The 12,229-nt window shown below is 45.8% G+C and carries 11 protein-coding genes; 5 read left to right on the top strand and 6 right to left on the bottom strand.

Annotated features, from left to right (window positions below):
• Nucleotides 1–29: 29 nt before the first annotated feature.
• Nucleotides 30–173 carry a hypothetical protein gene (locus IQ270_RS23070; protein ID WP_193975534.1) on the bottom strand — a complete coding sequence of 48 codons (144 nt, stop codon included), beginning with the start codon at nucleotides 171–173 and terminating at the stop codon, nucleotides 30–32.
• 2 nt (nucleotides 174–175) lie between these two features.
• On the opposite strand from IQ270_RS23070, the gene IQ270_RS23065 reads away from it, so the two are divergent.
• Nucleotides 176–712, top strand: a complete 537-nt coding sequence (locus IQ270_RS23065; RefSeq protein ID WP_193975533.1) for a peptidase C15 — start codon at nucleotides 176–178, stop codon at nucleotides 710–712.
• A gap of 21 nt (nucleotides 713–733) precedes the next feature.
• On the opposite strand, the gene IQ270_RS23060 is transcribed toward IQ270_RS23065, so the two are convergent.
• Nucleotides 734–1,216 (bottom strand): flavin reductase family protein, encoded by a 483-nt coding sequence (locus IQ270_RS23060; RefSeq protein ID WP_193975532.1) that lies wholly within the window; start codon nucleotides 1,214–1,216, stop codon nucleotides 734–736.
• A gap of 305 nt (nucleotides 1,217–1,521) precedes the next feature.
• Here IQ270_RS23060 and IQ270_RS23055 point away from each other — a divergent pair, with 305 nt between their 5' ends.
• On the top strand, nucleotides 1,522–2,721 hold the full coding sequence (locus IQ270_RS23055) for a glycosyltransferase family 87 protein (RefSeq protein WP_193975531.1): 1,200 nt from the start codon (nucleotides 1,522–1,524) through the stop codon (nucleotides 2,719–2,721).
• Between the two features lie 67 nt (nucleotides 2,722–2,788).
• Here IQ270_RS23055 and IQ270_RS23050 read toward each other — a convergent pair whose 3' ends face one another.
• From IQ270_RS23050 to lgt, 3 genes are all read right to left on the bottom strand, one after another.
• Nucleotides 2,789–3,622: a dienelactone hydrolase family protein gene (locus tag IQ270_RS23050; protein WP_193975530.1), complete on the bottom strand. Its 834-nt coding sequence runs from the start codon at nucleotides 3,620–3,622 to the stop codon at nucleotides 2,789–2,791.
• Between the two features lie 86 nt (nucleotides 3,623–3,708).
• On the bottom strand, nucleotides 3,709–4,488 hold the full coding sequence (gene cobM / locus IQ270_RS23045; RefSeq protein ID WP_193975529.1) for a precorrin-4 C(11)-methyltransferase: 780 nt from the start codon (nucleotides 4,486–4,488) through the stop codon (nucleotides 3,709–3,711).
• Between the two features lie 120 nt (nucleotides 4,489–4,608).
• Nucleotides 4,609–5,502 carry a prolipoprotein diacylglyceryl transferase gene (gene lgt, locus IQ270_RS23040; protein ID WP_193975528.1) on the bottom strand — a complete coding sequence of 298 codons (894 nt, stop codon included), beginning with the start codon at nucleotides 5,500–5,502 and terminating at the stop codon, nucleotides 4,609–4,611.
• Nucleotides 5,503–6,111: 609 nt separating this feature from the next.
• On the opposite strand from lgt, the gene rlmN reads away from it, so the two are divergent.
• The 3 genes from rlmN to IQ270_RS23025 all read left to right on the top strand — a co-directional run bounded on the left by rlmN (nucleotide 6,112) and on the right by IQ270_RS23025 (nucleotide 11,383).
• Nucleotides 6,112–7,227: a 23S rRNA (adenine(2503)-C(2))-methyltransferase RlmN gene (gene rlmN, locus IQ270_RS23035; protein WP_228056609.1), complete on the top strand. Its 1,116-nt coding sequence runs from the start codon at nucleotides 6,112–6,114 to the stop codon at nucleotides 7,225–7,227.
• Between the two features lie 605 nt (nucleotides 7,228–7,832).
• Nucleotides 7,833–8,252: a hypothetical protein gene (locus IQ270_RS23030; protein WP_193975527.1), complete on the top strand. Its 420-nt coding sequence runs from the start codon at nucleotides 7,833–7,835 to the stop codon at nucleotides 8,250–8,252.
• 1,022 nt (nucleotides 8,253–9,274) lie between these two features.
• Nucleotides 9,275–11,383 carry a cytochrome-c peroxidase gene (locus tag IQ270_RS23025; RefSeq protein ID WP_228056608.1) on the top strand — a complete coding sequence of 703 codons (2,109 nt, stop codon included), beginning with the start codon at nucleotides 9,275–9,277 and terminating at the stop codon, nucleotides 11,381–11,383.
• Nucleotides 11,384–11,775: 392 nt separating this feature from the next.
• Here IQ270_RS23025 and IQ270_RS31345 read toward each other — a convergent pair whose 3' ends face one another.
• Complete coding sequence (locus IQ270_RS31345) at nucleotides 11,776–11,973, bottom strand: hypothetical protein (protein ID WP_228056607.1); 198 nt, start codon at nucleotides 11,971–11,973, stop codon at nucleotides 11,776–11,778.
• Nucleotides 11,974–12,229 lie beyond the last annotated feature (256 nt).

Here is a 12,229-nt window from a genome sequence, read left to right as displayed (position 1 = left end):
GTTATTCGTTATTCGTTATTCGTCAACAGCTAACAATGACCAATTCCCAATTCCCAATTCCCCATTCCCAATTCCCAATTCCCAATTCCCAATTCCCAATTCCCAATTCCCCATTCCCAATTCCCAATTCCCCATTCCCCATTCCCAATTCCCAATTCCCAATTCCCAATCATTTATGAAAACAAAATTTTTATTAACATCATTTGATACTTGGCTTCCCCATCAGAAATCCAACTCTTCTGACGATTTATTAGCGAAGCTTTCTCAAATTCAATCTTTGCCTTACTCACTGACTTACTTGAGGAAATTGCCCGTTGATGCTGAACTAGCGCCGAATTTGGCGATCGCCCAAATCAACGAAATCCAACCAGATACTGTCATCTGCTGCGGCATGGCCGAAAGCCGACAAAAACTAACTGTAGAATCTTGCGCTTGCTGCGATCGCGATATTCTCAAAACAGCAGTAAATCTCGAACAGCTAATTGCTGATTTACCCGCCACTGAAATCAGTGACGATGCCGGAAAATTTGTTTGCGAAGCTCTTTATTACGCAATTTTAAAACACCTTACCGATGCTCAACTTCCGGCTAAATGTATTTTCGTCCACGTGCCAATTTTAACTCCCGAAAACATCGACAAGATTGTCGCCGATTTTTTATCTATTGTCAATCGCCTAACAACTGACAACTGTCAACTGTCAACTGACAACTGACAACTGTCAATTGCCAAGTTGTTAGCCGCCGTAATTCCAGCCGGTACTTTCTAACAGCAAGGGATCGCCTTCGCGGTGAACGCCGGCGGCCACAACTTCACCGACATAAACCGTGTGATCGCCGTGTTCCACAGCACCAACAACATTGCACTCAATGTAACCGAGAGAGTCGGAGATAATCGGACAACCAGTTTCGGGGCCTAGATAAAATTCTACATCCTCAAATTTATTCTCAACCCGGCGCTGGGGCTTAAAGAATTTTTGGGCTAACTCTTTTTGTCCTGCTTCTAGGAAACTCAAAGCAAACACACCGCTGGCTTTAATCATGGCGTGGGATTTCGAGTCTTGCTTGACGCAGTTGACGACTAAGGGAGGGGTAAAGGAAGATTGCATCACCCAGCTAGCGGTGAAACCGTTGACTTCCTCCCCGTCTTTGACACCGCAAATGTACAATCCGTGGGGGATTTTCCGCAAGATGGTCTTTTTCGCTTGTTCGTCTAGCACGGGCTTACCTGTCGATCGATAATTCTACATCTTCCAGTTTACCTTTTGGAGAACCCGCAAACCCAACTGTCGATCGGGCGATCGGGCCGCACCGAGACTGTTGAGATTGCCAATCTTAGTTTTTTCGATACCAAATGTCCTACTCCCGCAACATTTATTTTTATTAACTTAAATCTTCCAGGAGTTTTAAATTTAGTTGCGCGAATCTTTTGACAACTAAGTATATACTGTGTTAAAACCTTAGCTATCAATTTTGCAATCCGAATGCAGTCGCTAAGTCTGTTAACAAACCAGGAGATTTTTAGATGACAAAATCCTTTAATCGGAACTTTGGTTTAGGTCTTTTAGCGGTCAGTATATTATCTCTAATTTGTTTCGGCATAATAGGGATTGGCAGAGATGGTCAACTCAATGGTGACGGTGGCGTTCTTTACGCTGCTGGACGTGCTTGGCTGATGAATTTAAATGCCTACAACCACGATCTGCTGACTAAAAGTGTAGTGGCAGTCAAGGAAATTGACAACCTTAAAGATGCGGCTTTCTTTTATCCTCCTCAATCAGCCGTATTGTGTATGTTTGTCGGTCTTTTCGATTACTCAGTTGCCAAATTTGTCTGGCTCTCATTCAACTTGCTGTCAATCGCAGCTATTATTGCAATGACAGTTAGTACCCTCAACCAACGTCAAAATAATAGTGAAAATCAACTCGGCATTTGGGTAATGAGTGCGATGATTATTGGCAACCCATTCACTGCCCACGTGGTATGGATGGGTCAAACTGCTTTGATCGCTTTTGCTGCGACAATGGCTGCTTGGTTCTTCAGCCAACGGCAAAAATTTGTATTGGCAGGAATCTGTTTGGGCTTAGCCAGTTTTAAGCCGCAACTATGCTTATTGCTGGGTATTTGGTTTTTGCTAGAACGCAACTGGAAAATATTAGCTGTAGCCTTCGCAACGGTGACAATTATGAGCGCTTACCCATTGGTGCTCTACGGTGGGCCCCTCGGGATGTTGTCAGCTTGGCACCAAGGAATTCTAGACAGCTATAGTTCTTTGCCTTTCAATCAACCGGGGTTTCAAGATAAAGTTGGCATGGAAAGTCTTTTTGCTTCCTTAGGCTTGAAGATACCGGGGATCAAGATTGTGGCGCTGATTTTAACGGTTGTGCTGTGGTTGTTTCGCAATAGAATTAATCGCGAAGATGTGTTGGCTTTGCTGATGGGTATATCCTTTACTTTTCTGGGATATACTCACGTTTACGATTATGTAGGTTTGTTCCCGATTCTGACATCGCTGTGGCTGTATTGCAGCAATAATCGCAAAGCTTTTATCAGCAGTATGGCTTTAGTTTTTCTGCTATTTTTTCCGAGACGGATATTTTTAACTGCGGGTCTACCTTTTTTGATTCACTGGAGAACAATTGTTGTTTTGATATTGGTGGTTGGTGTGGCCGCATTCAGCATGAAAGCTAAATCCAGTGAGGGATTGCAGCAAGAAATTGCTTGATTTTGGGTGGAGTTACCAGTGACGATATTTTTAACTGTCAACTGGCTGACTCCCTTGCTCAAAACTCTCAAACAACTCCGTGCTTTTTAAACCAATCTTGCAGCTTTTTCCAAGCATCATTGGCTGCTTTTTCCCGGTAAGTCGGGCGGTAGTCGGCGTTGAAACCGTGGGGCGCATCTGGATAAACCACGATTTCGGAACCGCTGCTGCCAGTTTTGAGAACTTGCCGCATTTTCTCGACTGTATCGTTGGGAATTAAGTCGTCTTTGCCGCCGTAAAGCCCCAATACTGGCACTGTCAAACTTGCTGCAAGGTCGATCGGCTGTTTTGGAGTTAAAGGCGTAGAATCGCCAACCAAGCGCCCGTACCAAGCTGCGCCTGCTTTGACTTTCGGGTTGTGCGCCGCGTACAACCAAACAATTCTGCCTCCCCAACAAAATCCGGTAATTCCTAACTTATTAATATTGCCCTTGGCTGACTTTTGTGCCCAATTGACGGTAGCATCTAAATCGGACATGACTTGAGCGTCGGGAACTTTTGAAACTACTTTTCTAATTTCTTCAATGTCGCTAAGTTTAGAAACATCGCCTTGGCGGGCAAACATTTCTGGGGCGATCGCCAAATAACCTAATTTGGCAAAACGGCGGCAAACATCTTGAATATGTGCGTGAACTCCGAAGATTTCTTGAATTACTAAAACTACGGGAAAGTTGCTACCGCTGGCCGGCATTGCTCTGTAGGCTGGAATTGAGCCGTCTTTCACGGGAATTTTTACTTCGCCTGCAACTAAACCCGTTGTATCTGTGGTAATAGTTGCCAAAGAAATAGGATGAACGGCTAAGGCAAATCCGGCGGTTAGTGCGGTGACTGTGATAAATTGTCTGCGAGTTAAATCTTTCATGGGTTATTGGTTATTGGTTATTGGTTATTGGTTATTGGTTATTGGGCATTGGTAATTGCAACTGACTACTGCCAACTGCCAATTGACTACTGACGAAACAGCCGATCGTACTCTGGATCGTACAAGCGCGATCGCCCTTGGGCCTCTTTACCCAAAGCCGGACTAATTACATACATTGTCGTTCTGAACAAATTATTTTCGCGGGTGGCGATCGCCATTTTGTCAAGAGGAACCAGCACAATTTTCTCATCCGGCCAACCCAACCGATAACAAATCGCCACAGGCAAATCAGAGGCGTAATGTTCCATCAACTTAGCTTGAGCTTGTTCGACATGGCGCGCACTCAAATACAGGCACAAACTCGCTTGATGAGCCGCTAAACTCGCCAATTCTTCGCGTTCCGGTACTTCGGTGCGGCCACTAATTCGGGTTAAAATAATTGTCTGCACAACTCCGGGAACTGTCAACTCAATTTTAAGTTTAGCGGCGGCTAGTTGGAAAGCGCTAATTCCGGGGATGACTTCAAAAGCAATTCTCGCCTCGGCTAAAGCTTGCATTTGTTCGCCCACAGCGCCGTAGAGACAGGGATCGCCGGAATGGAGGCGGACGACGCTTTTGCCACCGCGCACTCGCTCCACCATCAAAGGTACAATCTTTTCAAGAGTCTTATCTGCCGTTTGGATCACTTCAGCATCCGCGCGCACTCCCTGCAAAATTTGCTCTGGAACTAGGGAATCGGCAAATAATATGACATCGGCCGCAGCCAGTAATTTTTGAGCCTTAACAGTCAACAAATCCGGGTCTCCCGGGCCTGCACCTACAATGTATACCTGTGGAATTAAGGCTTCAATCTCTGTCAAACTCATTGCTGCTAAAAAATTTGCTAAATTTACGGACGCTTCCGGATGCACCTATTTTGGTTGGAAGTAAGGGATGGTAGATGCACCCTGGTTTTGAACCCTAGAGACTAACCTCTCTGGGGTTTTTTATCGATCGTCTGGGGATTTGGGATCGACATTTTGTGGAACTACATTTTGTGGAACTACATCTGGTAAAGGTCGATCGAGCAAATAAAGCCAAGCCAAACCGCCCAAACCTAACACAATCCCAGTCAAGCTTACCATCTGCGCCGCCCGCAGCGCTCCGAACATTAAACTGTCTGTTCGCAACCCTTCAATCCAGACTCTGCCGGAACTGTAAGCTGCAATGTAAACCAAAAACAAAGCACCTGTTTTCAAGCGAATTTTTCCCTGCAAATCGCGGAAAAACAAAGTCAGCAGCAACCCAAATACTGTCAAATTCCACAGGGATTCGTAGAGAAATGTGGGATGGAAGTATTCAAAATTAGCGTAGGCGATCGGGCGACTGTTTGGCGGAATGTAGAGTTTCCAAGGCAAATCTGTAGGGCCACCAAAAGCTTCGGAGTTAAAGAAATTTCCCCACCGTCCGATCGCCTGACCGAGAATTGCCGAAGGCGCGACTAAATCTGCCAATTGCCAAAAAGAAACCCGCTGGATTTTCGCAAAAATTAAAGCTGCGATCGTGCCGCCCAAAATTGCCCCGTGAATAGCAATTCCGCCTTTCCAAATCGCAATAATATCTTCAGGTCTCTGGGCGTATTGCGACCACTCGAAAGCCACGTAGTAAATTCTAGCGCAAGGAATAGCGCCCAGAACCAGCCAAATTGCTAAATCGCCCAGCAATTCCGGGTTGACGCGGCGTTTGGCGGCCAAGTATTGGGACAGACTGACCCCAATCAAGACAGCAGAAGCTATCAACAGCCCGTACCAACGGATGGCTACGGGGCCGAGTTGAAAGATCATCGGGCCTGGCGATGTAAATTGAAACGCTAAGGGCAGCGCCAGAATATTTAGCACCATAAAATTTGCATTAATTGTGATGGAAAGCTGTCAGATTGCATACCCTAAAATAAACTCCAGAGTTTATTTTAGGGGGCTGCGGTCATTTACACGCAATTTTTGGGGAATTTTGCCGAAAAATAACTTTTTGCGGATATTTTTGTCAGATCAGACGGCGGTTGAAACCGCGTCTACACGAACGAAGACGGCGAATAGAATTCGCGTCTACACGAACGAAGTCCGCCTCCGCGGTGTAAGGGTCGAAAATTTAATAACTTAAACACCTCCTACCGTCCTCTCTCCTGTAAGTTGCTTTCCTCGAAGGAGGCAGAGCCTCGCCTATCTGCATTACCAGGCAGAGCCTGGTAACGAGCAATCGCTTAAGTTATTAAATTTTCATTCCTAAAGAAAGATCAGACGGCGAATAGAATTCGCGTCTACACGAACGAAGTCCGCCTCCGCGGTGTAAAGAAAACAAAGTAATTTTAACCGCCCGGTCTTCAACCCACGGAGGTGGGTTTTGTCTGTATAGACGCGGTTTCAACCGCCCGGTCTTCTTTAGGATGATTACCGGCAGCTTTGGTCGAGAAGTTTTAATATAGAGGTTGGCTTTAAATTTTGTGATGACTTATGTCCCCTAGTTCCGTTTCTCAGGTGTACTCTTCTGGTAATTCCAAGGGTGCGAATCAGTCCCGCAAGACTGCTGCTTTGGCTGTTGAGTCGGGTAAAATTCCGCCCTTGCTGGGGGCGAATTTAGCTGAGTTAACGGAGTGGGTACAGCAGCAGGGACAACCAGCTTATCGCGGGAAGCAGTTGTACCAATGGATTTATGAGAGAGGGGCGCGATCGATCTCTGACATTTCTGTATTCTCGAAACAGTGGCGCGAGACTGTTGCGAAAATCCCGATCGGGCGATCGACTATTCATTGGCGATCGGTCGCACCAGACTCCACCGTCAAGTATCTCTTAAAATTGGCAGACGGTCAAATCATTGAAACAGTCGGCATTCCCACCGAAAAACGGCTGACAGTGTGCGTCTCAGCCCAAGTTGGCTGCGCGATGGGCTGCGACTTTTGCGCTACGGGTAAAGGCGGTTTCAAGCGCAACTTAGAAGTAAACGAAATCGTCGATCAAGTCTTGACAGTACAGCAAGATTTCGGCCGCCGAGTCAGCCACATCGTATTTATGGGAATGGGCGAACCCCTGCTGAATTTCGACAACGTTGTAGCTGCTGTCAAGTGTTTGAATCAAGACGTAGGAATTGGACAGCGCAACATCACCGTTTCCACAGTCGGAATCCGCAATCGCATCACCCAACTAGCCGAACATCAACTGCAAATTACCCTCGCCGTCAGCCTCCACGCTTCCAATCAAAGATTGCGCGAAGAGTTGATTCCCAGCGCCCGCCCTTATCCTTTGGGCGAGTTAGTCGCAGAATGTCGGGAATATGTGCGATCGACCGGACGCAGATTAAGCTTTGAATACGTGCTCTTAGCAAACGTAAATGATTTACCAGAACACGCAGCCGAGTTAGCAACTCAGTTGCGCGGTTTTCAGTGTCACGTCAATTTGATTCCCTACAATCCGATTCAAGAAGCTGAATATCAGCGTCCGACTCCCAATCGAATCAACAATTTTGTTGCGGTTTTGAAAGAGAAGAAAATTGCAGTTAGCGTGCGGTATTCTCGCGGCTTAGAAGCAGATGCCGCCTGCGGACAACTGCGCGCCTCTGAGGTGGAAAAATAGATTTTCAACCGCGCCAAATTATCGTAGGGTGCGTCAGAATGCGTGACTTTATCAAAAATCGACAAGCTACAATCTGACGCACCCTACTAATGATGTGGAGGACAGGAGCGATTTCCGGAGCGTGTCACTTTTGCGACAAGTATAAATACTCGTAAACCCACCATGACTTTTTTACCGAGCATCAGTATAATAGGCGATAATTATCATCTCTTCCCACTGGATATATAATCATGACACCTGAACAACAACAGATAATTAACACACATCTAGATGCTATTTATGCCATATTTTATGATAACTGTAATCATGATTCCTTGCAGACATTAGAAGATATTGGATATTGAACTCGTGAGCAACCAAGTTTTGACTCATGTGACACCACATATCGGCTTTTTTTATCTGCTCAGCTAGCGGTACAAAAGCCGGAATAATCAAAAATTTAAAAAGTACCCGGTAGTAATTTAAGTATCACCCAGAAGCAAGCAGATAAACTAGGCTGCGGTAGTGCTAGTAGGTTGAGTCCACATTTAGAAAACACTTGCTTAAGACTGAGTGCAAATGTTGCTTATAAGCATCCCGCCCCAGATATTAAGTATCTAACGAAAGTGACTGTTCCGGCTAAAACACAACAAAGATTAGTACATTATCAAGACTTCAGCGAACCGATATCAACAGAAGATATCGAGGAGCTAAGTGCAGATGGTGGAAAAGTACGACTGAGGGTACCTAAAGGGCAAAAATCTGAATGGAAAGACTATAAAGCAATTGTGTCAGAAGCTGGTATAGTGGCTAGTTTCAATCAAAATGATATCATCATTGATTGGGCAAATAAACAACCGCTAGCAAAACCTGTAACTTGCCTAGGTGATGGAAATGATGGAGTGTGGAATATATTTAAGGAAATCACTTGTGAACAGGAGAGAAGAGAAATTCTCGGTTGGTATCATCTCACTGAAAATCTTCAGAAAGTGGTTCAATTAAGCGACTCAAGCAAGCAGAAGCCTACTTGTGGAAAGGGAATATAGAGAGTGCGGTAGCTCTATTTACAAAGCTCAAGAAAAAGGCAGCAGTGAATTTTTGCAAATATGCAGGAAAAGCACAAAGAAAGGATTATCAACTATGAAGTTTTCTCTCTTGATGGCATCTGTTCTATTGGTTCGGGAGCGGTAGAATCAGGCATTAAGCAAATATAGCCTTTCTCACAAAGATGAGGTGCTAGGAGTGGGAATTGGGAATTGGGCATAGGGCCTAAAAGCATCGGGCCTAAAAGCATCGGGCATCGTGCCTAAAAGCATACCTCACCTTTGTGAGAACCGCTATAAGCAGACGAATTAAAATATCTGGAGCGAGTAGGAAATCAGAACATGGGGACAAGTATTAGCTCATCTTTGTGCTTACTTGAACGGCTTAATTGGTAATCAGCGAAGACCTGCATGAGTATCATTAGTCACTACAGAAGTGATATGCTCCCAGCGATATTCTTAAGACCTTTGTGTCTTAATATCCCGCGTAAGCGTGGGTTACTTTCGCTGACTAGGTTTGCAGCATAGCTGCGTAGTCATATCTCCTCAATTTTTTTTTTTGCGTAGACTTTCCCCCAGTCCGGAGGTAGGTTTTTACATCTTGTCTGATTTAGTTATACGGCTCTCCTGGGTTTATGGTGGATACGGTATCAAACACAACTGTTCGCGATTCTGTGATGCCCTTGGAGTAAGGATATGCGGTTTGTTTATCACCACAAACTCAGGAGAGCCAGTTATTCTATATTAATTTGTGAAGATGGATTTGTTGTTTTACTTAAAAATGGAAAAAACTCGTCATCAAGGGACGGGGTTTTTCACCAAATTTTCAGATAATATTAAGCAACATATCCACAGCAGTCTCAAGTTTACAATCAGAATGCTATTCAAGCACTTGAGGACTCTGTTTTGGACAACTCTGTTTAGGGGCCAAACAAACAAGCAAAATGTTGAAAACTTTCATTTGGGTTCATCTAACCAATCTCTTCCGGTTGGTAGCCCGGTTGCTTAAGCGAACAAGCAACACTATGGCGATCGCTACTGTTGTCGCTGTTGCCATATTAGCCGGACACAGTGTATCGGCTCAACTCGTTGGTACCGGACCATCTCAACCGCTAGCTTCGCTTAAAACCGTAGCAGTCCCTGAGCCATCAAACTTAGGAGAATTCGTCAAAAACAAAACGGCTGCAATTGTCTTAGGAAAATCGCTGTTCTGGGATTTGCAGGTTGGCAGCAACGGAAATCAGTCTTGCGCCAGTTGCCACTTTCACGCTGGAGTTGATACTCGTGCTAAGAACCAGATCAGCCCAGGGCTGTTGCGGGTAACTGCAAGCGGTGAGCCAAATCCAGACACCACCTTTAACATAGGGGGTGCTCCTAATTATGTGCTGAAGCCAGGAGACTATCCGTTTCACAAACTGGCAAACATTAATGATCGCTCCTCGCAAGTTCTAGCTGACAGCAACGATATTGCAGGATCTCAAGGGGTAAGTCTGACAAAATTCATCGATATTGTCCCTGGTAGTGCGATCGATCAAGTAGAGGTTCAGCCCGATCCGGTCTTTAATGTCAAGGGCATCAACGTGCGTCAGGTTACCGATCGCAATACGCCCAGCGCAATTAACGCTGTCTTTAACTTCCGCAACTTTTGGGACGGACGGGCCCAAAACGAATTTAATGGTGTGAATCCGTTTGGGTCAAGAGACAAAGCTGCCTTTGTCCTGAAAGCACCAACCAAACAATCTGCATTGCAGCAGGTGAAAATTAGCCTGAAGAATTCATCGCTTGCGTCGCAGGCAGTTGGTCCACCGCTAAGCTCTGTTGAAGAATCGGCAACGGGTCGGGTATTTCCTGATATCGGGCAGAAGTTCGGTAGCATTAAAGTCAAAAAGCTGCCTAGAGACACGGGTAAAAAGCTGAGGGTGCTACCGCCGCTTAGCAAACAGCTTGTGCATCCCGAAGACAGCGTTCTGGGCACATTCAGCAGTTGGCCCAAGCCCGGACTCAAACAGAAAAGTTACGAAACAATGGTTCAGGATGCGTTTCAGCCACAGTGGTGGGACTCGAAGCAAATCATCAAGGTTGATGCTGCTGGAACTCGGTCTTTCAAGCAGCCGCAAGGAGCGTTGGCAACTGATGAGTTCACTCTGATGGACTACAACTTCTCATTGTTTATGGGATTAGCGATTCAACTGTACGAGTCAACCTTAATTTCTAACAATGCACCCTTTGATCAATTTATGGAGGGAAACAGCAACGCGCTGACTGTACAGCAAAAGCAAGGCAAGGATCTGTTTGAAGGTAGAGCCAAGTGTATCAACTGTCACGGTGGGGCTGAATTTACCAACGCCTCCGTCAAAAATGTGCAGAATGAACGGCTCGAACGGATGACGATGGGAAATGGTGGAGAAGCTGTCTATGACAATGGCTTCTACAATATTGGCGTTCGACCCACTTTGGAAGACTTGGGCGTGGGCGGCAAAGATCCTTTCGGCAATCCACTTTCAGAATCGCGCCTAGCTGCAAAAGGACTGTTTACATCATTACTAAATGCGACTCCAAATGAAACCGTCGGTGCAAATGAACGCATTGCTGCCGACGGTGCATTTAAAACGCCCGGACTGCGGAATGTGGAGTTGACTGCTCCCTACTTCCACAATGGTGGACAACTTACCTTGCGACAGGTCGTTGATTTCTACAATCGAGGCGGGGATTTTCATGAGAACAACATTGACAATCTCGATCCTGACATCGAGAACTTGGGACTTAGCGAGGAAGAGAAAACGTCTTTGGTCGCATTTCTTGTATCTCTGACGGACGATCGCGTTCGCTATCAGCGTGCCCCGTTCGATCATCCACAACTGTTTGTTACGAATGGCCATCCCGGAGATCAGAACGCCGTTACAAACGATGGCACAGGGCAAGCGACCACAACATTGCTAGAGTTGCCTGCGGTGGGTCGGAACGGGAGTGATCCTCTACCAAACTTCTTGGGCGTTTCCTCTGCGCCCGCAGCGGCAACGAGTACACCGTCATCCTCAGTGAATCCACTTGAGGGAAGCATTACTGAGCAAGACTGTCCACTAGGCTCCAAACCTAAGTTTGTGAAGGGAGGATTTATGTGTGTCACTAAGTAATGATTTCCTGCGGTATTGAATACCGCTTTAAAGGGGATTAGCAGGCGATTTTCGCGGTTGAAGTCTGAGAAAACCCATGCGAGCGATCGTCAAATCTATGGCAATCCCCTTTGAGTCGTTAACTTAACGGTTAAAATCCCCAACTTCTGAAAGAGGTTGGGGATTTTGTATTGATCGACGAGTGTGGAGCCGGAAGGAGCTTTGCAGGGCCCACAAAGAGAGACTCAAACACCTCAATCGGCATATCCAGGTTGTTGTAGCCGTAGGGAGAGTTTGCGATAGTCTACCGAAATTTTCGGGCGATTTTATTCATGGCTGTCGTTGCTCGATCGCACCATTGCTTTAACTTCAACATTTCCTTTGTCGAGCTGTCGGGGCGACAATCTTAGAACCTAGCATTCGGTTTGTTTTGCCATTTCATCGGGTTCGTAGCCGTCTACTACTAAGAAAGCACTAAATAAGATAAACCCGCCACTTAAAACGGCATCGGACATTTTGCCGAGGAATAAGCGGACTTGTTCGGGGTAGGGGAAATGGGAGAGAACTTCGGTAGCAATGGCTAGTTTGTACCGATAAGTTTTTATCCTCAATAAAGGGTCTAAAACGTCGCATTGAATGACATCGGCAAGTTTTCGGCGGTGGTTGCTGCTGATAGTTTTTCGGCAAATATGGGCGTTAGGATCGCGAATTAAATAATTTACACATAATTGTGGGATGGGCTCTCCCGCCTATCCCACAAGAACAATAAAAATGGTAAGTTATTTAATTCTGATTCCTTAGTTCGATCGCATCCACGAAATCACCTAACCTTGCTCAGAGTAAACTATTGTGCTCAGGGCCCGCACC

The organism is Microcoleus sp. LEGE 07076 (assembly GCF_015207455.1).
Lineage (GTDB): Bacteria > Cyanobacteriota > Cyanobacteriia > Cyanobacteriales > Microcoleaceae > Microcoleus.
The sequence above is the reverse complement of the archived record's forward strand: the minus strand, read 5'-3'. Positions and strand labels throughout refer to the sequence as shown.